Here is a 25,157-nt window from a genome sequence, read left to right on the forward strand (position 1 = left end):
CGACTTATGTAATACCAATCATATACTTACCACCGTTTACCCCTCATGAAGCATCAACTTTTTGAGGGGTATTTTGTAGTATAGAGGTGTTCAGTAAAGAATGTGTTAGTCCAAACAGTCATTTATTCCCCTTTTATTATGTTGCCCAATAAATTTTCGTATTAATGAAACTTAAATCTGTCAGTGGTAAATGAGCGGTTGATTGGTGGCGGTCAAGCACCTATTTAGCACCTATAAGCATCTCTATACTTTTGCGGCATAAATTTTAATACGAAGAAAAAATGGCCTATAAAGTAAATTCATTGGAGGAAATGCCGAATGCGTTGTCCTACCTGATTGAGTCCGTAGAAGTACTGCAATCTAAAGTGAATGCCTTGCAGTATAAACAGGCAAGTAACTCACCCAAGTGGATGGATATAGATGAGCTTTGCGCTTATCTGCCATCACATCCTGCCAAACAAACGGTTTATGGATGGGTGTCAACCAAACAGATTCCCGTACATAAAATAAACAAGGCTTTGGCTTTCCTGCAATCAGAGATTGACGATTGGCTGAAGAACAAATCGCACAAGACCCAAGATGACTTAATGGAAGAAGCCAGACGATTTGTCGAATCTAAAAAGATTATCAGATGATGGAAACGACCGACTATTGCTTTTCATTCTTTCGCAAGCCCATTCAAAACATCGAACCGATGAGGGCTATAGGTATTGTGGATGTGTATCGTTATGTCATCGGACATTATGCCCAACCACAAACCGAGAACCTGCGGCAGATGCAGTCCTCTCCTGAAGCCAAAAGGTACAAAGCCACCCATTTTGACTATTGTACTTTTTCGGGATTATTCCGAAAACGGAATGAAAAGGAACTGATTATGCACTCAGGATTGATGTGTTTGGATTTCGATCATGTGGATAACATAGGGAGGTTAAAGCAACAATTACTTAACCATGAGTATTTTGATACAGAACTGTTATTTGTCAGTCCATCCGGTAATGGATTGAAGTGGATAATACCTGTTGATTTGAAAGGCTGGGAACATTCCCGGTACTTCAAGGCTGTTACCAACTGTATCAAAGCGACAGGTTTGCCATTAGTGGATATGTCCGGCAGTGATGTGGCTCGTTCATGCTTCTTACCCTACGACCCACAAGTATATATTAACCCTAAATACAAAGATGATGTCGAAGAAAATATTTTCCGCCCAAGATTGGGAGAATGTCCCTTCTGAAATACAACAGGCACATACACCAAGTATTGCCCCTATATATAATAAGGTGGAGGATGATGTGGAAAGTGTTGTTCGGGAGATAGAACAGTGTGCCATTGATATAGCCCCTCATTATAAAGATTGGGTGGAGTTGGGCTTTGCGCTTGTGGATGGATTGGGAGAGAACGGGCGGGAGTATTACCACCGCATTAGCAGGTTTTACCCTACCTATCAAAAGGAAGAAACGGATAAACAATACACGCATTGTCTGCACTCCAAAGGGCAAGGCATTACTATCCGTTCTTTCTTCCATTTGGCAAATCAAGCTGGAATCTCATTGGCTCCGTTCTTCAAAGAGCATTTATCCATTTTGCCAAATATCCAAAATGGTAAAACGGGTAAATGGATAAAATCAGAAGAAGCACTTCCTACATTTCCTGAATGTGTGTTTGAGCATCTTCCTCCTTTTCTAAATGAGGTTGTCAATAATTCCATTTCGGTAGATGACCGTGATACGATATTAATCGGGGCTATTGTGTGTTTGTCGGTATGCTTTCATAATGTTTGTGGCGTGTACGATGAACGCATTGTTTATCCCAACCTCTATCTGTTTGTTGTAGCGGATGCCGGTATGGGAAAAGGAGCATTGACTCTATGCCGTGAATTGGTAGCCCCCATCAACCGCCATTTGCATGAACTTTCCAAACGATTGGAACAGGAATATAAAGAAGCAATGAACACATATATTAAAGGTAAGAAAACCGATGGAATGGCTACGCCAACTGAACCGCCCATGCGTATGCTCGTGATTCCAGCCAATAGTAGCGCAAGCTCTTTCTTGAAGATATTAGGAGATAATGACGGAATCGGGCTGCTGTTTGAATCGGAGGGCGACACGTTAAGTCAGACTTTGAAATCGGACTACGGCAATTACTCCGATGTGTTGCGAAAGGCATTCCATCATGAATTGGTAAGTTTGAGTAGGCGTAAGGATAGAGAGTATTGTGAAGTAGCCAATCCGAGAGTATCGGTAGCTTTGGCTGGAACTCCAGAACAGGTAAGAAGATTGATACCTGATGCAGAGAACGGATTGATGAGTCGCTTTTGTTTCTATATTATCCGCTTCAAACGAGGTATAAGAAATGTGTTTGCCACAAGCGATATTTCCCAATCCAAGAATGCCATGTTCAAACTGTTGGGAGATAAATTCTGCCATTTACATGAGAATTTTGTACGGCAGGGTAATTATTCCTTTTCTCTTCCCTCTGATTTACAGGAACACTTTATTGAATATCTCAGCCGTGTGAATGAAGAGTGTTGTGACGAAGTGGATAACAAGATGCAGGGAGTAGTCAGACGGATGGGGCTGATTGCTTATCGTATAATGATGGTGCTGACCGCTGTCCGGCATTTGGAGAATGTACATCGCAATTCTTCCTCACATGACAAGACAGAGCAATTGCTTTGCCATGAGTTTGACTATTCTATAGCCATGAATATTTGCGAAACCTTACTTTATCATGCCGTATTTATTTATCAGAATTTGTCAGGAAATCAGTTCAAACGATTTAATTCCGCTTCGCAAGAAACTGGCATTTATGCACGAAGGAATACCCTTTATAATATGCTGCCTGAAACATTCACGAAGAAGGATTATGATACGGCGGTTTCAGTTTTGAATGAAAATGGAAGTACGGCAAACAAGTGGATAGAAGCCTTTATCAGAGATGGCAAGCTATGCCGAATAGAGCAGGGGAAATATAGGAAGATTTTTTGAGTGGCAAGTTTGTGTTTTAGTGTCACTAAAACCTATGCGGCAAGCGAATGAAACAGCCACTCTCAAAAAATCAATTTAAACATCGAAAGTTAAGATAAATATGAAGGAGAAGAAACTTGGCGGTCGCCCTAAGTTGGCGAACTATCAGAAACGTTCCAAATGTTTTCGGGTAATGTTTACCGAGAACGACTACATTTATATCCAATCCAAAGCGGAACAGGCAGGATTGTCAGTCAATGAATTTTGCCATCAGGCGGCAATGGATTGTCAGGTCTGTCAGCGCATCAGTCCGGAAATGGCATCGGCAATCCGTGACCTTTCCGGCATCGCCAATAATGTCAATCAGATTGCCCATCAGATGCACACTTATGGTTTGGAAGCAGTCAAACAACAATGCTTTTCAATCATATCAGAAGTCAGTAGAATTATCAACCAAATAAAGAACAATAGTCATGATAGCAAAGATTAAAACAAGAACGGATTTTGGAGGAATAGTGAATTATGCCAATGACCAAAAGAACAAAAAGAAGTGTGCCACACTATTAGCACACGAAGGTGTCTGTGCCATCAGCAATAAAACCATAGCTGATTCTTTTCAGATACAAGCATCCATGCGTCCGAAAGTAAAAAATCCGGTGAAACACGTATCACTTGCTTTCTCTTCGCAAGACATTAGCCGTTTCACTGATAACGAAGAAGGGGATGCGCTAATGGTAGAGATTGCTAAGAAATGGATGGAACAAATGAGGATTCGCAATACTCAATATATCATAGCCCGACATCACGACACGAAACATCCTCATTGTCATTTGGTATTTAACCGGATAAACAATGATGGCAATCTCATTTCTGACAGCAATGAAAGAATACGTAATACGAAAGTATGTCGGGCTTTGACTAAAGAATATGAACTGTACTTTGCTCCTAAGAATAGTAAAGCCAGAAACAAGAGTCGTTTGCGCCCTTATCAATTACGGAAGTATAATCTACGTTCTGCAACTCTTGATGCACTGGCTGTATCTTGTTCATGGGATGATTTTCTTGGCCTTCTCAAAGGTCAGGGTATAGATATACGCTTTAATCGTGCTGATAACTCTGATAAAATTCGTGGTATATCATTCTGTCAAAATGAGTATAGTATAGCTGGTTCTAAACTTGACCGTGATTTGAGTTTTAATCGCCTTTGCGTTACGTTGGGCAATGTGGTAGCGGAACTGGTTGTTCAACCTCATCAAGCCATAACTTCCGGTGGAGGTGGAGGAACAAGTAATGAACAGGGATGGCGAGACGACAAAGACAAGGACAACCAAAGAAACGAACCTTTTTATAAACCCTCAAAACGTAGAAGATAATGAAAGAAGATGTAGTAGCAGCAAATTTGGTAAATTTGCGCCAAAGTATCAACGAGCTTAAAGAGTGTATTGAAAAACAGAATACTACAGTTCTTAAACCAGAGCAATCTGTAAAAGTGGACTTTGATGAAAAGACCATTTATAATGGAGTCGCCAAAAGTTTCTGTGCTTGCTGGAATGAAGCCTTGTCTGTGGTAAAGCAACATATCTGGAAGCAACAGCCGGACACATTGCCGTTCTCGCTATGGTTTCCGAAGCTTATTGAACTATTCAAGCAGAAGTCTAAATTTCTTGAATATCTTTATCGGCACGTTTGCGATTACAATCTCAATCGTATGGCTATTGAAGCAAATACCGACTGCATATTAAAACGGCAGGACGAGATATTTGCCAAAATCAATGAGTTGAAAAATCCAGTAACGGTTATTCCGCCCAATATCAATGGGATGTTTATACGAGGGCATCATATCAAACTTCGATATGTTGCAGCCTTTGTTGTCATTATTGTTACCTGGGCTGTTGTAGCATCGGTTAGTAACATGAAGCATAGAGAAGAAGCCTTTGCGTATTATTCGATGTATCGGGTGGTGAAGGAACAGTATGAAAAGGCAATAGGCAATAAAATAAATTGAATAACTTAGTTTGTATTTGGTAGGTGATATTGTTACCACCTACCAAATACAACAAATGTCTTTATGGATGCATTTTTACTTTCTTTAACCATTGTATAGTATTGCCTACCTAACACCAAAATACATTATCTAATTGTTGCAACAATTAGGAGCTTTAACAAAAATAGCTATAGGAAAGTCCATAAAACGCGCCTTCATATCTTCTGGAAATTGTTGAATTACAAACTGAGCTACATCCAACTTGTCTAACAGTAAAAAAGCCCCTGCTTTTACCATATCAGAATTGTTTTGAGACAGTTGAAGCAATAAGTTAACTTCGTTTTTTGTAAATGTTCGCTGACGTTTAATTATTTGCAAAATATTTAATTGATGTATTGCAATCATTGAGTTATCACGCTCATGTTTCAAAAGCCATTGCGCTAACGATTGTGCAACTTCAATTGTAAACTTACTCTTCTCTAAATTGTCTGACATTTTTAGCTCATCATAAGCCTTCAGCATGTGAAGTAAATCCAAGTTCGCCTGTATAAGTACACGAGAATCTTTTATATAGCACTCATTGTATACTTCTACAATTCTATCATAAGGGATGTTATCAAAGAGTACATACCCCTTTTGTTCTAAAAAAGAAAATATTGGTACTCGAAATGGGGTAACGTCATTGTTCTGTATCACCTCGATAGATGATGTAAAAGCGTTGTCTATATAAAACTTCTCTCTATTGTCACTTTGGCATACTAAAAGCACATTTATATTTGCAATGCTTATCTTAAACATGTTTTGCGGATTTGTAAGTCCAATAGCCTTGTGTTCGATAAGAGCTTTATACAATTGGCGCATAGAAAAATTGTCTTTTCCCGTAAACGTCTTATAATTTATTGGGGTCTTTATATTTAAAATATCAAGAACAGCCTTGTGAATATTTAGATTTGATAACTGCTTATTTATCGTTGATAAAAGAACTTTTTTATTAGATGCATTTATTGTTATTTCTGTATCTCCAAACTTCATACTTCCATATTCTATGAGCTGCTTATAAACTTCATAGGCTTTTATTTGCTCATCTGTAGTATTAGCCAATATTTCTAATGTGCTTATACGTTTAGTAGATGGTGCCCTTTGTTCGGATTTAAGAAGAAATAAGCTTTCCAATCTATAAGATACGCTCTCCTTGGTATAGGTTAGAATATAATTTGTGGCAACAATATCTTTACCAATATAAACATTCTCTTCTTTATTGATAGTCAGTTCTGGCAAAACTATATTCATTAAGCCATTTCCTATAGGTATTTCGACTCCCTCTTTTGTTTTTAGATACAGGAAGGATTTAAATCCTCCAAGAAAGTCTTTCAATAGATTATCTTTCTTCCCTTGAAATGAAAATTCCCATTGGTAATCATGGACATTTTTAATATCTTCAATACTAAATGGAGTTTTTGAAGCGAAACTTTTCTGTTTGATACAATCTGACAAAAAAGCTTTCAATTCGACTTCAATCCAGGATTTATCCCTGCTTAGTGCTTCAAATGGCATATTCTTGGTCTTTTGCTGTTTATTTATGGAAGCAAGTAGTCCTCGTATTTCAATAGGAGCCATCTTCTTGTAGAATATCTTGTTATCCCCATTGGACATAACTTCTACAACAAAGAACACGAATCCTTCGTTTTTTGCATTTTTAAGAAATATGGTCTCGATGGGGAAGGTCTCTTTGTTCTTGAATTTAGAAACTTCTTTTCCTTTTACCTGAATTCGAAGACTTCCAATATAATTTTTCCTAATATCTTTTTTACTTTCGTATAGATTGAGTTCTCCGTCCCAATCAGGAGTTTTATCATTCTCCTGAATTTGGGGCGAGATTAAGTTACAAGTGTTGAAATAACGTTTTACTGCACCTGTAGCTAATTCTTCTATGTCTTTTTTACTCAGCATAAATCTTCTATCAGTTATCAAATCCAAATTTGTTCCAAGCTTCCAGCACAAGACGCTTGGTGCGGTATTCACCTAATTCACGGATTTCACGCTCTTTTAGTACACGAAATGTTTCGTTGATGCAGCCCTTTCCACATACATCCTCCGGGTCGAGAATGTAGCGAAGGTCTTCTGTTCTCAGTCCGTAAAGGTGGGCGAATATGGCATCCAGCTCTGCCTGCCATACGGTACGCTGTTCTTCATTCCATATTATAGGCTCATCCGGCAGGTCATATTCTTCCGGACATTCTTCACGCAGTTCTTCCATCCAGCCATCGAGATCGTGATTGAACCAGCAGAGACGGGCAACCCTCTCTACTATTTCACGTTCATAACCTGATGTTTGTATTTGTGCAGGGATAAGTATCGGGAATTGTTTGACAAAACCGATACTGGCATGACTTCCTCCGATTTTTTGCCTTGTTGTATAGTCAAATACTAATGACGACATCATTCCTAAAAGCAACGCCCCGGGCATAGTGCCACGCTCCGCGTAGAGGAGCGTGGCACTATGCCCGACGCCGAAGGCGTCGGGAATAGGTGAACAAACGAAAGTTCTTTCGTTTGTTGCGTTAGTAATATCTCTGAACCCTATTATCCACTTATGTTTCCATTGCCAGAGTACATTTCCATCTTTATCAGTCTTTATCAATCTGTCTTCTACAGCAGAAAGTGGAATCCAATACCATGGAATGATAGAAGACGTCGGGTTCAATAATTCTTCAAGTGAAGGTGTTTCAATGGTGTTGGGCCGTTCACCCTCTATGGGCCATGTTCCGTAGTGATGATTGTAGTGCCAAATCATCTTTCCCTCATAGAGTGGCACGTATATTTCGCCATCCAATTCGAAGTTGGGGGCTTCATAGGTGGCACCAGCATCTATCAGTTGGGCATATGTGCGGAACAGTTGGGAGTCATTAGACATGTGAATCATACTTCCAAACTTCACTTGCCAAGGATTCTCACCTGTAGTTTCGTTAAGTAATATCTGCGAATGACGATAGATTTTTGCTGTTAATTCAGCATCACGACTGGTACGGAATACGGGACACGTCTTGGTGTTCGGATTCAGTCGTGCAAAGTCGGAAGATTGCAACGTGTATATGCGATTTGGGTCAAGCAGATGGTCAAGGCGTGTAAGATAAAATCCTCCACTAACAGAACGCGATTTTGTCTGTGTCTTACCTGCGGTAAGAAGGCAAAATTTGAACATACGATGTATATCAAACAATGCTTCTTTATTCTCAAAATCATAGAGAGATACAAGCCTGTTCTCATCTATGAGTTTTGAGAAAAATGCTTTATTGCTGTCGTTCACAGCTATACCGGTTGGCAGAACAAGCCCCCATGCCTCTCTGGAGAAAGACAAACAAAGTTCCGCAAACATTGGATAAAGGTCAATATCACCAGTGGCAGTAAGCGGAAATCGGCTGGAAAATCGGACGAAGCGGCTCTCTGCCTCGGCAAAAGCCAAAGCATCGGTATATTCCTTATATAATATTGGGTCAATTATCGGAAGGTTGGCAATTGCTTTTTTGCGTTGAGCTGCTGTTCCTGCATTGACTATGTCGAAACGCCCATGACTTTCAAACCACTTTTTGTCTTCCACCTTGATTTTATCCCAAGGCGGATTGCCGCACATTACATCAAATCCACCATCAGCAAAGACTTCGGGAAACTCTACGCACCAGTGGAAGAAGCGGTTGGCACGTGCCACTTCGTTCACTTCATGCTTGAACGAATCGGAAAGCACTTGCAGACCTTCCATTTCTTCGGCTGTGTAATCAAGATACTTTATCTCTTGCAACGCATTATAAACGGTACGGGTATAGGGAATGTCAAGCGATGTGAATATATTTGTCTCTTCGTCAAATTGAGAAATAAAATCTTCATCTTTGAATTGTTTGAAGAAACTATAAGTGTAAATGTCGCAAGCACGTCGCAAACATTCTACACGTGGCGATTGCATCAGTTCTTCCCACTTAGACTGTTTAGTAAGTTCTTGCAAAAGCGATTCTTCTGGCAGGGCACTAATTTCTTTTACTTTTCCGGCAAGTCCTACTTGCTCGCTGTCAATGCTCTGTATGGCAATGTCTCCGCTAAACAATGTCATCGCATATCCTACCGACTTGCCGTCTTGAACCAAAGCCACATCTTTAAGAGCTTCCTTATTCAAGTCTATAATCTTTTTCTTTGCTTCTTTATTCTCGGCAGAGAAAGCCTCTTTAGGTACACCATTGAGCAATGTGTCGAGATTGGTAACACCTATCACAGAGTTTCCGCAACGTACATGATGGTCGAGGAATGAAAGCGGCTTACCTGCACAATAACCTTCAATCCAAAGTACGACTTTACATAATTCCACTGCATCAGGGTTGTAATCGACGGCATAGATACACTTTTGAATGACCTCACGGAGTGCTTCACGGTAGTCCTGCGAAGCCGGATTGTCCTCACCTGTACGCAAGGTACAAATATACCATGCCAGTGTACGAGCCATAGCTAATACAATATGACCGGAACCGCTGGCGGCATCGCAAACTTTCATAGAGAGCAGAGAGCGTACTTTCTCTTCAGTGGTTTGGCATTGGGCAATGCGCTTTTTAATAACCGGCTCCAATGTGGTACGAATCAGATTCTGTACAAGGTCGGGGCGAGTATAATAGGAACTGGATGACTTTCTATCCAAACCAGCACCAAATGTAAAGTCCCAATTTGTAAGAGAAGTACCTTGCGTTATGACGGCACGCATTTCGAGGATACCTTCATATACTGAGCCGAACTCCTCTACATCAAGAGAAGAGTAGTTAATCTTTACTCGATTTTGCTTTTCGTCCTTAAACTCGTTCAGACTAAAGAAAGCTTCAAGTAGCTGCCTATTAGAAATCTGACATCGGCGTAAATAGCGCAAAGTATCTTTGTGGAATAATATCCCACCAAGTGGTTTGATGCAGAGAGGCGCTCCAAAGGCTTCATCCTCAAACAAACGAAATGAGTCCATCAGACCTTCCCATAAGTCATGGTATCTCTCATTGCGCAAATGGGGCAATTCGGATAATCCACGCAAACGAGATACAGCATAGAACCTTTTGTAAATGTCTTGGCAACGAACCTTTCGGTCATAATCAGCATCCTTATCCGGCTCACCAATATGATACACCAAATTCCTGTCCTCAATGATAAAGAGGAACAGGATGCGATAGATGAAGTGTATTAGTTCCTTGTTGAGCGTTTGAGCATTGGCTTCACCATTTATAACAGCCAAACGAAAGGCTTCATTACCTTCACCTTCGCCACAAACAACGGCACGCCCCAGCTTTTCCATCGTTTTCTGAACAGCATCGCTCAATCCGGTACGAATGCGGTTGCCACTTTCAATGGAGCGATTGAACCATTGTTCCATGATGCACGCATCATCTCCACCATGGCTGAAACGAGATGTGTGCATCAAACGGAACAGCAGACAGAACTCGGCATAATGATCTTCCTCGACCATGCGACGCATGTCAAATTCGATATAGGTCAGTTTTACCAACTGTCCTGTGTTGCGAATCAGTCGAAGCACCTGCCCATTGGCCACGATACCATAGATATGCTCGGTACTGTTGAGATAGTCGAGCATGGTGGCATGAGGAGATTTTTGTCGGCGCTCGCCTTTTACACGTTGATCAAGCGTACATTTATCCAATGTGTCCAGTTCGACATCACCAGTTTTATCACCTACAATGATGACAGGCATCTGTCCAAGTTCGGGACAGATATAGGGAATATCAAACTTACGCTCGCTTACCTCTAATTGAGTCGGCTGATAATCCAGTTGGTAGTCCAGACTAGAAAAGAAACGCTCCATCAGGCGGCGTACAGATTTCGTACCGTATGGGTCGCGTAGCGTGTTGCGCTCGGCGAATAGCTTCCAATCATTGCGCAGGCTACTCCATGCATTGTCAATTTTAGCAGTGAGCGAAACATCAAGGTTGAAGTCCTGCTCACGATTTCCTTGCATGGATGAATCTGTTTCTATTTCGTGCAAGATGTCATCAGAAAGAAGATGACCATATATATGTATTGATGTATAATCCATAGTGAATACCTTTTATAATTGAGGAACCTTGGGCATGTAAACAAATGCTGCAATCACATCCATCGGCAAAACCGGACTCACCACCTGATATTCTGTCTCTGACAGGTAGGTACGATATTGTGCAAACGAACGCACGAGATTGTTGGCCCGTTCGGTGGCTATACCATCGGTATGCAGACGCAATGTTGTCTCATTATCTACCCACTCCAAACGACGTTTGAAAATGTTGCGTTGAGCCACAAAATCCACATCACCGGATGCTTGTGATTCCAAGAAAAGATTACGACATTCTTCTTCTGACAGGAAATCATGATTCTCCACCTTTCCCTTATATCCCAAAAATATCATTTCTTCGCCTACAAGTTGGTGATCACTATGCTTTATTTCGCTGATTACGGAGCGAACACGCATCAACAATACCGTGGTAATGGTTTGTACTTTATCGGTTTGAATCACCATAGCACGACACGCTCCCAAATCGCCGCCATTAATCGTATCATTGATCACTGCTCGCGAAAGGTCTTCCACAAAGATATGGTTGCGCCCAATATACATATAGTTCTTAGGGGTTGGTGAAGCAAAAGATATACGTATTACTCCTTTTTTATCGGATGCTTGTAAGAAATATGGCTTTAGATTCTCTTCAAGTTCGATAAGTTGAAACGAATAACAAAGCGGCATATTATCTGTCTTTACATTCACTCCGGCGTGGCGAAGCTCATCGACTACAAAGTCTCGTGTATCATAGATGTCACCGATTACTTTCTTTGCTTCGTTCAAACTTTCCACCAAACGAGTCGGATTCATTGCTTTTGTGTTATGTGCAAAGTAGGTATGTGATTTTTTCTCTATTTCTACTGCACGCTGGATACGCTTGTCATGTTCCTCGGTGGTTTCCTTGAACTCATCCAAATCAAACAGTGTAGGCTGATGAATGAGGTGTTTTTTTGTATCGAGGACGATAATCTCCTCCATGATGCTTTCCATCAGCGACGAATCATTGTCGGCAATCGGAATATAGATACCCAGAGATTTACGGATCTGATCCTGTTTACGATAAAGTACTTTCATGATGATTTTATCCACAGGATTGGTTTCTTCATCAAATAAAGTAAAAATAGCCACTTCTTTTTCCGTTTGACCAAAACGGTCAATACGACCGTTACGCTGCTCCATACGGTTGGGATTCCACGGTAGGTCATAATGGATGATACAGTTGAAGCCTGTTTGCAGATTGACTCCTTCTGAAAGACAATCGGTACATACAAGGACATGACGGGGCGTTTTTGATAATTCATCAATCTTCATCTTTCGGTCTTCATCTGTGAGACGACTAGTAATAACCTCTACGGCTACATCCTTGTATTTCTTGTTTAAAGCCAGATATTTGGCAATGTAGTCTTTACAATACTCGGCTGTCTGGATGTATTGGCAAAACACAATGGGACTGTAGCTGGAATTGAGTGCAAACTCCACATTTTTAGTTAACTCTAACACCTTGTTATCTTGCTTCTTCTCTTTGATTTCACGAAGCCTTGTAATGAAAGAACGTAACTTATTCTTTTCACCGATAGAAGATTCCTCATATGATTCCGGAAGTATATCGTCACCGAGAAGTCCATCTTTCAGCGCATCGTTGAACTTATATATCTTCTCTTCATCGTTTGCTACATCGTCAGAATCATTGGAACGCTTGGATATCTTGTTTTGCAACATACTGATGCCGGCTTCGGGACTGGACATGACACCCCGGATGAGTGCCAGCAAATCCCAATAAATATAGCGTTGCTTCACCTTACCCAAAGAGCGGGCAATCTTTACTCCTTCACGAACATAGTCAATTATATCCATAAGAAGAGCATGATACTGTTCGCCCAATTCGTACTTGGCATCAAACTGCACACGAGTAGGAAAGATTACATCATCACCAACGTAGGGTTTTACATCTGCACGCCGTCGTTGGATGAAGTAATGAGATAGTTCTTCACGTTGCCTTGCGTCTTCTAAAGTATAATGAGCGAACTCAGGTTTAAGCAAACCTATGACGGATTGAAACTCTTCACTGTTTCCGCTATGGGGTGTAGCAGTCAGGAGAACAATGTGGCGTTCAGTTTTTGCCAAGTCCGAGAGCAAAGAATGACGTAATTGTTGACCTTTATTTGCTCCCTTGGGCTTGGCGCACGTATGTGCTTCATCCACAATTATAAATTCAGGGCAATGCTGTAAAAACATCGGTTTGCGGTCAGAAGACTTGATATAGTCAATAGAGATGATTTGAAAAAGAATATCACGGAACACATTCTGATTGGCACGCATATTCTTTTCCAGACGACTAATTGTACTAGAACGAATGATTTCTGCTTCCAGTCCAAATTTATCACGTATTTCATTTTGCCATTGTTCGCAAAGGTGTGGTAGACAGATGACAGCAAAACGCTGAATCTCTCTGCGGTCAATAAGTTCTTTGGCTATAAGCAATGATTCCAATGTCTTACCAATACCTACGTCATCAGAAATAAGCAAGCGTATCTGTCTGTGTTTTAGCGCAAGAATCAACGGCACCATTTGGTAGGGACGTGGCTCAAAAGAGAGTCTGCCCAAGCATTGAAAAGGCCCTGCAATATCACGAAACGACAGCCTACACGCATTATAAAGAATGCGTGCTGCTTTTGGATAGCTGTTTGTACCTACATCTTCTGCTGAAGGTTTACGAAAATTGTACGAGCTAACAGTCGTGTCAAGTTTGTCGCCATACAAGGGCTTGTATAGTCCGACAGTCTCAGCATCAGTTCCTCCAAGAGGTTTGATGACAAGCAAGTCTTTATCTGATGATTGTTGAACCACCCAGGGACGTGAGCGAAATTCAACGAGTGTTCCAGTCTTATATTCCATTTCAATTAACTTACTGGGGTGAATATATCTGAATGTGCAGCCACAAATTCTGCCAGAGGTGTTGCATAGTGCCATGCTATTACTACATAACCGGCATCTTCAAGCACTTCACGCTTGTTCCGGTCATCTTCCTGTACTTCCGGCAAATCGTGTGGAGTGCCATCACAGAAGACAACGATTCTGTCACCATACATGAAATCAGGCTGTACATAGTACTGCTCGGGGAACATGGGTTGTGCCTTATCCGGCAAACGCAGTTTATGTTCGTAAAGGTATTTCAGAAACTTGTATTCCGTACTGCTATTGTGATCGCGAGCTTCTTCAAGAGCCTTATATTGATTGTCGTAGTTTTGATGCTGACCAGCAGAACGCATTTCTATATCCGCATTCATCATGATGCAAAGCGTATCATAAATCTTACGTACATCAATAAGTTGATGATACGGCTGATTGTAATAGTTGAGCAGATTTGTATAATCTGCTGGTATTAGTTTTTCACGTTCTTCATCAGAAAGCTGTGAATTTTTTTTGTAGCAAATCTCATAAGCCCGTTTCACAACAGCACGATAGGAGGCAGGTTCAGCAACAAGGCGACTTAAAACGCCTAAAGAACCTTCCGCATTTTCATAAATGAGTACATTAGGAATTTTTTCTTCACCCATCACATCCGCGCCAATTTCACTACCCTCGATTTGGAACACATCTTCAATGGCTTGCTTAAAGGCATAGAGGAATGTGCGCACAGCCCCCTTATCTCTTAAAGAAAGAGCTTCAAGTGGCTGAATATAAATAGCATTAGCCGTTGTTTCTGTAAATAATTTGACATACTTGATGTAATTAGGCTCTTCTGGGTGTTCCTGTTGCCTTTGTGCATAGATTGCCATACGTTCAGAACTGACCCAATCACCGGTCTTTGTATCGAAAGCGAAGCCATTAGCATTATTGTCATTCTTGGATTCCAGAATGTAAGTCAGTCGGCATGAAGGTATGTATCGTATATTTGCGAGGTGTATGCCATTTTTTGTTTTTAGTTCGCACGTACTCATTGCACGTGTGTCATCAGAAGAAAAATAGGTCTTTAGTTGATAGAATTTCCGACTACGTTCTTCTTCCTGACAAGTGATTTTCTCAGTCTCCTGGGCTATCATATCCTGCGATTGAATACAGTAACCAGGTATCAATTTGGAGACGCCATCAAGACTTTCACCTGTGATAATATCAGTATGATGGGCGACATTTTCCTGATTCTTATAGATAACCCCTGTTTTAGGGTTATAGAAAAATTTATTGGGAGTTGGGTCCCCAGTAAGCATCATTCGTGAGATGCGGAATTTACTACCATTATTATATATGATATTCTGCGGACCAAACTCAGATAATGCCAAAGATTTAGCACGGCTAAGATATTCAACCTTATCACTGTTTTTATATTGTAGAAGGATGCGTTGAGGTAACTTTGTAAAGTTGTAACCGGGCAAGAAGCCTTCACTGGCAAAATAACGATATGGATAGAATTCGTTTTCTTCAGCATTTTTTCCTTGATTCTGCCCAAGCAACATGTCTCGAAGTTCTGTGCCTCGCTTTTCTTTTAACAAAGCCTCCTTCTTCTCGTTAGAGTTTTCTCCATACACATTGTTTCGGATGATAGCCTGCGCCTCTTCAATTTGTTGCTGAGCCAACTTGTATAAGCTCCGCCAGCGATTTAAAGCCTTGTCAAAATCGGAAAGATAGTTATTGAGGATATTATCCATCCAATTATCTGTAAACCAATATGGCATTTCATCTATAATTCTGTTTGACAGATAATGGTCGGTTATCACTTGCTTGAATATATGTTTTATCTCAGCCTTTCGCTCATCAGATAGCTGAAGATGATGTACAACTTCCGGTTTTAAGGTAATCGCATTGGCATTACTATAATTCACAAGGTCGGCAATACCATTAGATAACTGAGGAATGGGGCATATTGAAAGTATCGTAGAATGGAAGTGGGTGGAAAATAGTTCTTCGTTCACCAACTCCATGCGTGGAGCCTTTACTTCACCGCTGACCATTTTCTCGGGATGGCGAAGATAGTAATTCTCGTGGGAGTTGCGTGGACGGCAGTATGTGTATATCAATGCAGCCTGACCACTACGCCCGGCACGTCCGGCACGCTGGGTATAATTCGCAGGTGTAGGCGGCACATTTCGCATACCCACGATAGACAAGTCTTTAATATCAATACCCAATTCCATTGTAGGAGAGCAATAAAGCACAGGAAAATCACCGTTACGGAACTGTTGCTCACGTTCTTCACGCTCGGATTTAGTTACTTGTCCTGTATGGTCTTTGGCTTCCAAATTTACGTTTGCCAAAGGAATGTTCTTGTAAAATTCCTGGAAATACTTATTCGGTGTATATACGATTTCGTCACCAATTGTTCTAATCCTGGTAAGGTCAGTTCGAACATTCTTTTCGTCACCTTTTTCCCATAAAATACTGGAATAGTACAGTTGATATGCTCCATCGTTTTCATCTATGTAATTGCCCAATGCTGTGAACAACGACTGCATATAAGAAACATACTCTTCAGCAGAACCGATTGTTGCGGTACCACCGTTAGCACTGAGGAAGTCACGAATGAAGAATGCCAATTTAGAGCGATAGCCGGCTATTTCCTTGCCATATGCTTTTCGTCTGTTTTGTGGCTTTACAAAGCATAAGGCATGGGCGGAAGTGATTCTGTCGTTATCATCCAAAGTCCACGGGCTTTTAAGATTTTCGCGAACTTGTTTTTCAAGATCCTTTGCTGCTTCTTCTGTTCTCTCATCAGAATTAATGCACAACTTATGACGCATATAGTCCAAAATCTGAACAATGAAACGCTCCTTACTTTCATCTGATAATCCATCCAATTCTGGTATATCATACAAACGTTCGCAACCATTCTCACCAGTAATTTCATCATGAAGAAATTCATAATTGATTTTCAATAATGCACAATCTTCCAGATTGGGCATATTGACCTGCCAATTTCCGGCTAAATCATCATAGATGATAGTGCCCAAATATTTCTCCATGACACCTTCCACCTTCTTAGCACGACCACCGCTCCAATTTGGGTAACGGAAATAGTCCTCATGAGATAGATTAAGATGTCTGAATACCAATCGAGCAATTTTATCACTGCCAATAGGTTCGTCGGAGTCTTTTACTGCATTCCAAATAGCAGAACGGATTTTACCAATACGAATAAAATCATTAAAATGACCAGCTTGAAGTGCTGCATCCTGACGAGCATCCACGAAAGTCATGAGCTTTCGGTCAACAGAAACTACTCCGGCATCTTTCATTTTAGTGATATTCTCATAAGAGAGTACAGTGGTAGCTGTACTTCGACCTTCACTGCCAATCTTTGACAATTTAGACCATTCTTTGCTGGAACCGGAATATACGGCTTTAGCAGTCGGATCATATTTTAATGGGCAGGAAATGTAAATGCCTTCGATTGGATTATCAAGTATATCAGCTGTTTCAGACAATTGTCCCAATACATTAAAGTATATCCTTTTCGGGAATCGGTCTGAATACGTTTTTTTGAATTTACGATTCCCCAGTCTGTCCAACTTGTACCAATCTTCCGGTATATCGTCAGAATTGGGGTCAAGCAGGAAATCTTCTATGCTTTCATTCTCATGAGGTACAATAATATATCCATTGTTTACAGACTGTTCTTGCTCTTCCTCGTCAGATTCATTACGTTCATCAAAGTTGCGAGGCAAGAAGGTACTACCTACGACTTTGACAGAATACAACTCGTGTCCGCTGAGTCGGCTAAACATGATTGGATAATACTTTACTTTGTTACTTTCATCTGATAACTCTTCGCAATACAATTTTTCATCGACAGTAATATACCTATCCATCGGATTACCCAAAGTCGCATAGACATTGCCAGTTTGAGGAATAAACTGGTGAATTTTGTATGGTAACAGGTTTGTACCTTGACAGACATTTACTTCATTACACCAATTCAATACACCTATAATATGTTGAAAACATTTCTCTTGCGTAATAGACTTATCTATGTAATTAAATAGTTTTTCGGCAATATCCTCAATAGAACAAGGCTGTCCACGAAAATATTTTTGTTCTTGTTCATCATAATGTAATGCAATGCTCTGTTCAATCCAGTTTGCTGTAGGAAATTTCTGAATCATCGTTGCATTCAGTTCTGTAGGTATAGGCGAAGTAATTGCTGTCAGCAAATCAGATTTAGAGTAATTCGAATTTGTCAGACCGACTTTCAACGTCTCATCTATAATTTGACTTGCATCATATCTGCTACCGAAAATACAGGACGCAACATCTGCTACCTTTTGGCGTTGTTCTTTATAAGTCAACTTGTCGTCTGCCACCATTGTTGCGGACGTACCAAAGCACAATACATTCTCTTTCGCTTGCGCCTTGATACGACGAATTAAAAACGAAACATCGCTACCCTGCATACCACGATAAGTGTGCAATTCATCAAATACTAGATAATGCAGATTTTCGAGGAAACAATCTCTAAGACGTTTTTCATCACCGGCACGAGTCATCAATAACTCTAACATCATGTAGTTGGTCAATATGATGTTAGGTGGTGTTTGTTGCATTCGCTCACGAGCTTGCGAATCCTCTTGCCCTGTATATTTACCGAATGTAAACGGACACTTTTCACCCATCGTTTCCTCGTATTGTTGCCGATAGTGATCCAACTCTTCTGCTTGCGAGTTAATCAAGGCATTCATCGGATATACAATGATGGCAATAGTCTTATTATTGCAGTCTTCCCGATGCAGTAAAACATAATTGAAGATAGTAGCCATGAAGGTACGGGATTTGCCAGAACCTGTACCTGAGGTTACTATAAATTCTCTGTCTTGGCATCCTAATTCTATTGCCTCTTGTTGGTGTTTGTAAAAAGGAGTCTTGAAAAATTGTTCCAAATCTTTGTGAATAGGAAGTCCTTTTTTAATCAATTGTGAAACCCCAAGACCTTGGGCAAAATTCGGATTGAACTGGACTAAAGCCTTAGGCCACAGCTTCTCATTCTGAATTGCCTCACTGACCCGCTGCTTTATCCGCTCGTCTTTTATGGATACAAAACTCCCGATATAGTTTTTATAACTATTCTTCAATTTGTCATATATATCTATTATATTCATTCTGATTTATTTATTTTGAAACTGTTCTTGAATGTATTCCTGTATTTCAATTATTTACTTTGTACCAACAATGAGCAGGTACTTTTATTGGTTCATCAAGGGTGATAATAACTTTACGCAAATTATCCGTACAGTACATGAGTTCCATCATATTCTCTTGAAGATAAAAGTTTCCGAAGATACTGTCACATTGGGCACAACCAAACGAAGGATATGCTTCTCCTATCGTTTTACTATATCTTGGTTTTATTTCGCCCATAATGAATGTTTCAGACGGATGCTCATGTATAAAATTCTTAAGTCCTTTGATAATAGATGGATTGAATGTAATGTCTTCATTCATCATTAAATGCTGCCCACCAATCATTACACCTTCTCGTGAAAAGAGACAATTGACGAAATATACATCATTTTCTCTATGGCACTTCCAACATTCATTTTTATAGAAGCACAATTCAACTTTGTTGATTTCCGCTTGTTTTGCAAATCTTATCTTACCATCAATAAGAGAATGAAGGAACATTGGTAATTCTATTTGATTATTAGAATTATCATTCATGACAGAATTGAGACAAACAAACTCCTTATCTGTTTGGGATATGAGATTAAAACATGGCAGGCTCTGTTCCTGATAAGACGCGTTTGCGGCTGGCAGTAGTAGCCAACATCCGCAAACGCGCTCTTTACGCATAGCTTTGTATGTAGCTTCTACATTGCGAGGACATTTGCACACGTTGAAAGCCACTTTGTATGTATTATGTTCAACAACAACATCTGCATTCCATGTGGAAGACTTTACTTTGGTTATATAGTTTAGACCCATGTCTTTGCAAACGTCAAGTATTGTTGATATGATTATTTCTTTTTCCATAATCGTTATTTTATTTCTTTTTCTTTCTCTCTCCTTTCTTTTACTCTTTCCCATCCCGGCATCTTTTTAGCCAATACACTTTCTCCTGCAGGAAAGTAAAGCGGAAAGACCTGAGATAAGAAACTTACAATATCACTACGCTTCTTGCTCATGTTGAAAAAAGCAGAACAAACAAAATACATAAGATCTTGCTGACTACATGTATTTGTTTGCTGAATAGTTATTGAGGGAGGGATTATCAAGCCGTGTTCTGCAAATGCGCAAGCACTGGCAAGAATAGCTTTCTGCTCTTCCTCTGTGAACATTTTGATTTTATCTGCTAACCATTCAAGTTCTCTTTGCTGAAGTGCTTGTTGCTTTTCATTCTGATGTTCCAATAGAATTGCTACATTTTCTTGTTGCTTTTCGGTCAAGGCATTTTCCAATGCTTGATTCTTTCGTTTAAGGACATTGAATTTCAGCAATGCGGCAATGTACATACAGAAATAACCTACTGCAATATCGAATATTAGTACAAGCAGATAATTGCTGTTTGGATTTTTGGTATTCTCAGACATATACTCACTGATAGGAATAACGGCAAATAGCATGATGATGGCTATTGCATAAAGTACTCTGTATCGCGTTTTATGGTTTATCTGCGGTAAGGAAGCAAACAAAAAGGCGATAATCAAGACGGCAATTATTGCACAAAGTGGAATGAAAGATGTTCCCATAGGTTTATTGCTCGGCTTATGGTTTAACAATTATACGCCAATAACCAGCCTTGTCAGAACCTTCATGGATGAGAATGCCTCTATCTCGAAGGTTCTTTATCTGTTTCTTGACACCATCCAAAGAGATACCCAATTCATTTGCCATTTTTTCACGAGTTATCATCGGGTTAGATATGACCATATCTATAATACGTTGAGCCGTTCTACCAACAGGTTTGTTGGCATTTCGTTTTACAGGGTACTTTTCGAGGGTACTATTTTTGTTTACAGGGTACTTTTCTCCCGAACATTTTTCGTTTACAGGGTACTTTTCGAGGGTACTATTTACCCTGTTGGCCACTTCCTCGACAGGTATTCTGCCGTTCTCACTCCAATTCAGATTATAGAACGTGGTGTAGAAAGAAGTCGCTTCCGTTTGATATTGTGGTTCTTTCCCTTGCAAGAAATTAGGCAGCTTCTCTGTAAGTTCCCGCATTTTCCGTAAGCCGGAACCACGTTTCTCCATATAGTCCAACTGTGTGAACACATCCGCAATGACGGGATTGCGGCGCATGGAAGGCACTTTAAATATGTCACGGTCTTGAATCTGTGTTCCGTCAAGCATAGCACCGGGTGATACCAATTCTACACGGTCATCGTAAATGTCAATATGCACTTCACCGCCCATTACCGTATAATCTCTATGGATAAGATGATTTACCAACCCTTCAAAGATGGCACGGTCGGAATAGTCAGGGAGATTCAGACGATAGTTCGGCATCTTCACCCATCCGCTCATGGTGTAGTTCTTGATGAAGTCCATGCCGTATTTCAATAGCAATACTAGGTTAGCCCGGTGTTCTACGGAACTGATGGCATCATCCTTATAGAGTCCAGTCCAACGGGTGCAGAAAATACGTGATTGGAATACGGTGCAGTTATCCACGAACAATAATCCGGCATTGGTCAATTTACCGTCAGGAGTAACCAGACCGAATGATTCCAGATACTTGTCATTCCATTCCTGATGGGTCTGTTCGCGGAAAGTATTGGCAAGGATAATGAAAGAGTGCTTGCTGGCATCCACTTGGGTAGGCAGTGAATCCCAAGTCATGTGCGTACCTTTCAATACCAATGAAAGAAGCTGTTGCGAATTACACTCCACGCTTTCATTGCCAACTCGTACATATGCGGTACGTGTCCCATCCTGATAATAGTAATAAGGTGTAAGCGTTCCTGCCTTTACTTTCACTTCAAGCAAGGTATGTTTTGAGCATAGTAAAACGGATATAAGCCAAGCAAAATGAATTAAATGATTGTCAGCGTGTTACGACGATTGGCTTTTGCGGTGAGTTTCTTGTTTTTGCGCCTATTTTCGCAAATAGTACAACATTAGTACAACATCACGCCGTTTCGATTGTTAATAGATGTTGTGAGCGATTTCCGTGTTTCACAACACGTCGCTACCTTTGCGTTACGAACACAAAATTAAAGATTTATGGGCAGACTACCAAACAAACTCAAACAAAATCCGCGCCTTGTGCAGCACGTCATGAGCGATGGACGGGCAAGCCTCGCTCTTGACTTTTATCTCGGCAGGACGGAGGCTCCCGTATATGACGATGACGGCAACCCCGTTCTCTATACCAAAGGGGCGATGAAAGGGAAACCGAAATACACCGTCAGACACCAACGCCGCCGCGAGGCGTTGAACCTCTACATATGGGTCGCGCCACGCACCGCGCAGGAGCGTCAGCAGAACAAGAGCACACTTCAACTCGCCGAAAAAATCCGTTTCGAGCGTGAGCAGGAGATGCTTGAAGACCGCAAGGGCTATCGGCTGAAAAAGGAAAAGGAGAGCAACTTCCTCCGATATTTCGAGCAGCACCGCGATAACGAGGCGTTCACAATATCCGTAAGAAAGTCATACAAGTATTCCTATATCCGTTTCACAGAGTATTTGGCAGAAAATCCTATCTACTCAAAATATGCGACTATCCTGCCAATGGACGCAATCACTCCCGATATGGTAATGGGCTTCACCAACTATCTGCGGAAGAAATGCACCGGGGAGGGGCCGAGAAAGAACTATCATTGGTTCAAGAAAGTTATCGCCGACGCTGTGGAGGAAGAACTCATGCGCAAGAACCCGTGCAAGGGCATCCGCATTGTCTATGACACGAATGTAATGCTCAAGGAGATACTTTCACCGAAAGAAATCCGTAAGCTGGCTTCGTTCCGATACGAGGGCGAACACCGGGAGGTGCAGAGAGCATTCATCTTCTGCTGCCATACCGGGATGCGCTACTGCGATGTGTCGGAGCTGACATTCGCCAATATCGACACGGACGGAATGGTAATGCGTTTCACCCAAAAGAAAAGCGCAGGACGCAGCGCACACGCCGCAGTTGTGACACCGCTGAATGACGAACTGCTTAAACTCATAGGCACTCCCAAAGGCGATGACCCTGCAAAAGAGAAGATATTTATTCTTCCACACAAGGGTACGGCGAGAAAGCATCTTGCCCGGTGGGTGAAACTGACGGGCATAACCAAGCATATCACATGGCATTGCGCCCGCCACAGTTTCGCTGTAAACCTGCTCAACGCAGGAGCGAACATAAAGACCGTATCCGCGTTGTTAGGACACGCAAGCATCAAAATGACGGAGAAATATCTCCATGTCGTTGACGCTCTCAAACAAAAGGCGATAAACAGCCTCGGCAAAACAAATTTCGACACCGAGGACGATAAAGATTGAGTTTTTTCTCGCCGCCTTGATGCACTTTCCGCATTGTCGGAGCGTTATAAGGTTGTGCAAGTGAGAATAAAGACTTAACTTTGCATACGAATCGCAGTCATAAATTTATTTTGATTGTGGATTTTAGTGGTGGGACACTGGGAGGGATACCCGGTGTCCTTTTTCCTCTCACAGCATACTTGCAATCAAGGTTGCAAGATTTCTCGACTTAACAACTCTATATATCAGAAATTTGTTGTATCTTTGTAATCTAATAAGCAACAAAGGAGTACAGACATGGCACGACCTATCAAAGAAACCCCCGTATTAAGGGGCAAGGACGCTGAGAATTTCGCCAAGAGAATGGCGAATCCCGCTCCCGTCAGCAAGGCTGAAAAGGAAGCGGCGAGAAAGGCGTATGAGGCGTTCAAAGCCATAAGCACATTCCCGATGTAATTATGGACTTTGACAAATTCACTTTCCGGCAGATAGATGCCGATACACGGATAAAGTCATTCGATTGCGGCGATGCCGATTTGAATGACTTTTTAATTTCCGATGCTGTCAACTACTACAAGTCGATGATGGCGTTGACCTATCTGCTCGAAGATAACGAGGCGGACAAGACCGTTGCTTATTACAGCCTGCTAAACGACAAGATTGTTTTTGACCCCGATGAGAAGAAACTGTGGAACCGTCTTAACCGCCGCGTAGCTAACTCCAAACGGCGCAAGGAATATCCGGCAGTTAAAATCGGTCGTCTTGCCATCTCGAAAGACTATGCCGGAAAGCAGATAGGCAGGGCGATTCTCCTGCAAGTAAAGCATATTTTCGCCACTATGCGCCGAAGTGCTTGCCGTTTCATCACGGTTGACGCATACGCCGCAGCCGTGCCGTTCTATGAGAAATGCGGCTTTATGTTCCTCTCCGATAAAGACAAACATTCTCCTACAAGGGCGATGTATTTCGACCTTATCAATTTTCCCGATTGATAAATGGGGGTTGTTGTTTTCATAAGTATATTGGTTCTCGCATTATTTCTAATGCGTTGGATAATGAATCTACTGGCGCAAAAAATTCATTATCCTTGGCTTGTGGTGCTTCTAACACTTATAATCGGAGGCATTATCTTAATTTTAGTGGGATTCATAGCGTTTGCATTTGGATTAGCCGGATATTTTGGTAACGCACTGCCTCCTGCGCAGTGAAATCAACGCATCATTTGCAAATTCCGAAAAATTTTCGTAACTTAATATAGCAATCCTGGCAGAGAATTAGCCGATTTCAGTCAGCCATTAGTCAATGCAAGTCGCAAGGTGCTGAAAATTTGGATATTCCGTGCCGGGGTTGTAATTTCGTCGCGCAATCAAGGAAACGAACTCCGAAAAGAAAAAGCTGGACGTATGGCGGAATAACACGGACAAAGCCAGACACAGCGAACCATCATGGAAATTTCCTTGTTTGTAGTAACGGAGCATTGGCAGCCGATATGCCGGGAACAATGATTAAAACCGCTACAATGATTATAGCGACATCAGTGCTACCCCCTCTGCCGACTGCACCACTTGCGAAAGCAAGAACCATTGAGAATTGACTTTTATTATATCCGTATATGACGTATATAAAAGCGGCAGTACGAGTGTAAGCCCTGTCAATTGCCTTATATCCCGTGGCAATAACAGGACAAAATCATTTTCAATGATTTTCGCTGTTTTGCAAGGCAAAGGGCAGTTGCCCGATTATTATA

Annotated in this window: 15 protein-coding genes and 1 pseudogene; 9 read left to right on the forward strand and 7 right to left on the reverse strand. The window is 41.2% G+C overall.

The window, feature by feature from the left end:
- Nucleotides 1-281: 281 nt before the first annotated feature.
- The 6 genes from mads1 to HPS56_RS05230 all read left to right on the forward strand — a co-directional run bounded on the left by mads1 (nucleotide 282) and on the right by HPS56_RS05230 (nucleotide 4,971).
- Nucleotides 282-635 (forward strand): methylation-associated defense system helix-turn-helix domain-containing protein MAD1, encoded by a 354-nt coding sequence (gene mads1 / locus HPS56_RS05205; protein ID WP_172274987.1) that lies wholly within the window; start codon nucleotides 282-284, stop codon nucleotides 633-635.
- Nucleotides 632-1,231: a BT4734/BF3469 family protein gene (locus HPS56_RS05210; RefSeq protein ID WP_172274990.1), complete on the forward strand. Its 600-nt coding sequence runs from the start codon at nucleotides 632-634 to the stop codon at nucleotides 1,229-1,231. The genes mads1 and HPS56_RS05210 overlap by 4 nt, the downstream gene beginning before the upstream one ends.
- The gene (locus tag HPS56_RS05215) at nucleotides 1,182-2,987 is read left to right on the forward strand and encodes a DUF3987 domain-containing protein (protein ID WP_172275133.1); all 1,806 of its coding nucleotides are present in this window, start codon (nucleotides 1,182-1,184) and stop codon (nucleotides 2,985-2,987) included. The genes HPS56_RS05210 and HPS56_RS05215 overlap by 50 nt, the downstream gene beginning before the upstream one ends.
- 100 nt (nucleotides 2,988-3,087) lie before the next feature.
- Nucleotides 3,088-3,456 carry a MobC family plasmid mobilization relaxosome protein gene (locus tag HPS56_RS05220; protein WP_172274994.1) on the forward strand — a complete coding sequence of 123 codons (369 nt, stop codon included), beginning with the start codon at nucleotides 3,088-3,090 and terminating at the stop codon, nucleotides 3,454-3,456.
- Nucleotides 3,440-4,339, forward strand: a complete 900-nt coding sequence (locus tag HPS56_RS05225) for a relaxase/mobilization nuclease domain-containing protein (RefSeq protein ID WP_172274996.1) — start codon at nucleotides 3,440-3,442, stop codon at nucleotides 4,337-4,339. Before HPS56_RS05220 ends, HPS56_RS05225 begins: the two co-directional genes overlap by 17 nt.
- Nucleotides 4,339-4,971: a hypothetical protein gene (locus tag HPS56_RS05230; RefSeq protein WP_172274999.1), complete on the forward strand. Its 633-nt coding sequence runs from the start codon at nucleotides 4,339-4,341 to the stop codon at nucleotides 4,969-4,971. The genes HPS56_RS05225 and HPS56_RS05230 overlap by 1 nt, the downstream gene beginning before the upstream one ends.
- A 129-nt stretch (nucleotides 4,972-5,100) precedes the next feature.
- On the opposite strand, the gene HPS56_RS05235 is transcribed toward HPS56_RS05230, so the two are convergent.
- The 7 genes and pseudogenes from HPS56_RS05235 to HPS56_RS05265 all read right to left on the reverse strand — a co-directional run.
- A complete protein-coding gene (locus HPS56_RS05235; RefSeq protein ID WP_253952385.1) occupies nucleotides 5,101-6,927 on the reverse strand; it encodes a hypothetical protein in 1,827 nt (608 codons plus the stop codon).
- Nucleotides 6,911-11,020: an Eco57I restriction-modification methylase domain-containing protein gene (locus HPS56_RS05240; protein WP_172275002.1), complete on the reverse strand. Its 4,110-nt coding sequence runs from the start codon at nucleotides 11,018-11,020 to the stop codon at nucleotides 6,911-6,913. Before HPS56_RS05240 ends, HPS56_RS05235 begins: the two co-directional genes overlap by 17 nt.
- Before the next feature lie 12 nt (nucleotides 11,021-11,032).
- On the reverse strand, nucleotides 11,033-13,912 hold the full coding sequence (locus HPS56_RS05245; RefSeq protein WP_172275005.1) for a helicase-related protein: 2,880 nt from the start codon (nucleotides 13,910-13,912) through the stop codon (nucleotides 11,033-11,035).
- A gap of 5 nt (nucleotides 13,913-13,917) precedes the next feature.
- A complete protein-coding gene (locus tag HPS56_RS05250; protein ID WP_172275008.1) occupies nucleotides 13,918-19,104 on the reverse strand; it encodes a DEAD/DEAH box helicase in 5,187 nt (1,728 codons plus the stop codon).
- A gap of 46 nt (nucleotides 19,105-19,150) precedes the next feature.
- Nucleotides 19,151-19,975, reverse strand: a complete 825-nt coding sequence (locus HPS56_RS05255) for a hypothetical protein (protein WP_172275011.1) — start codon at nucleotides 19,973-19,975, stop codon at nucleotides 19,151-19,153.
- 5 nt (nucleotides 19,976-19,980) lie between these two features.
- Nucleotides 19,981-20,691 (reverse strand): hypothetical protein, encoded by a 711-nt coding sequence (locus HPS56_RS05260; RefSeq protein ID WP_172275014.1) that lies wholly within the window; start codon nucleotides 20,689-20,691, stop codon nucleotides 19,981-19,983.
- A 16-nt stretch (nucleotides 20,692-20,707) separates the two neighbouring features.
- A pseudogene (locus HPS56_RS05265) lies at nucleotides 20,708-21,937 on the reverse strand (ATP-binding protein); the annotation flags it as partial.
- Between the two features lie 231 nt (nucleotides 21,938-22,168).
- Between HPS56_RS05265 and HPS56_RS05270 the strand changes: the two are divergent.
- The 3 genes from HPS56_RS05270 (at nucleotide 22,169) to HPS56_RS05280 (ending at nucleotide 24,402) form a co-directional block, all read left to right on the forward strand.
- Nucleotides 22,169-23,431, forward strand: coding sequence for a tyrosine-type recombinase/integrase (locus HPS56_RS05270; protein WP_128703462.1), 1,263 nt, complete (start codon nucleotides 22,169-22,171; stop codon nucleotides 23,429-23,431).
- 276 nt (nucleotides 23,432-23,707) lie between these two features.
- Nucleotides 23,708-23,866 (forward strand): hypothetical protein, encoded by a 159-nt coding sequence (locus HPS56_RS05275; protein ID WP_164913280.1) that lies wholly within the window; start codon nucleotides 23,708-23,710, stop codon nucleotides 23,864-23,866.
- A 2-nt stretch (nucleotides 23,867-23,868) separates the two neighbouring features.
- The gene (locus tag HPS56_RS05280) at nucleotides 23,869-24,402 is read left to right on the forward strand and encodes a GNAT family N-acetyltransferase (protein ID WP_107036474.1); all 534 of its coding nucleotides are present in this window, start codon (nucleotides 23,869-23,871) and stop codon (nucleotides 24,400-24,402) included.
- Nucleotides 24,403-25,157: the final 755 nt, after the last annotated feature.

This window comes from Xylanibacter muris (assembly GCF_013166605.1).
Lineage (GTDB): Bacteria > Bacteroidota > Bacteroidia > Bacteroidales > Bacteroidaceae > Prevotella > Prevotella muris.

Excerpts from the sequence above, each read along its gene's own strand:
- mads1 (WP_172274987.1), top strand. The coding sequence starts at position 282 with ATGGCCTATAAAGTAAATTCATTGGAGGAAATGCCGAATGCGTTGTCC.
- HPS56_RS05210 (WP_172274990.1), top strand. The coding sequence starts at position 632 with ATGATGGAAACGACCGACTATTGCTTTTCATTCTTTCGCAAGCCCATT.
- HPS56_RS05215 (WP_172275133.1), top strand. The coding sequence starts at position 1,182 with ATGTCGAAGAAAATATTTTCCGCCCAAGATTGGGAGAATGTCCCTTCT.
- HPS56_RS05220 (WP_172274994.1), top strand. The coding sequence starts at position 3,088 with ATGAAGGAGAAGAAACTTGGCGGTCGCCCTAAGTTGGCGAACTATCAG.
- HPS56_RS05225 (WP_172274996.1), top strand. The coding sequence starts at position 3,440 with ATGATAGCAAAGATTAAAACAAGAACGGATTTTGGAGGAATAGTGAAT.
- HPS56_RS05230 (WP_172274999.1), top strand. The coding sequence starts at position 4,339 with ATGAAAGAAGATGTAGTAGCAGCAAATTTGGTAAATTTGCGCCAAAGT.
- HPS56_RS05240 (WP_172275002.1), bottom strand. The coding sequence starts at position 11,020 with ATGGATTATACATCAATACATATATATGGTCATCTTCTTTCTGATGAC.
- HPS56_RS05245 (WP_172275005.1), bottom strand. The coding sequence starts at position 13,912 with ATGGAATATAAGACTGGAACACTCGTTGAATTTCGCTCACGTCCCTGG.
- HPS56_RS05250 (WP_172275008.1), bottom strand. The coding sequence starts at position 19,104 with ATGAATATAATAGATATATATGACAAATTGAAGAATAGTTATAAAAAC.
- HPS56_RS05255 (WP_172275011.1), bottom strand. The coding sequence starts at position 19,975 with ATGGAAAAAGAAATAATCATATCAACAATACTTGACGTTTGCAAAGAC.
- HPS56_RS05260 (WP_172275014.1), bottom strand. The coding sequence starts at position 20,691 with ATGGGAACATCTTTCATTCCACTTTGTGCAATAATTGCCGTCTTGATT.
- HPS56_RS05270 (WP_128703462.1), top strand. The coding sequence starts at position 22,169 with ATGGGCAGACTACCAAACAAACTCAAACAAAATCCGCGCCTTGTGCAG.
- HPS56_RS05275 (WP_164913280.1), top strand. The coding sequence starts at position 23,708 with ATGGCACGACCTATCAAAGAAACCCCCGTATTAAGGGGCAAGGACGCT.
- HPS56_RS05280 (WP_107036474.1), top strand. The coding sequence starts at position 23,869 with ATGGACTTTGACAAATTCACTTTCCGGCAGATAGATGCCGATACACGG.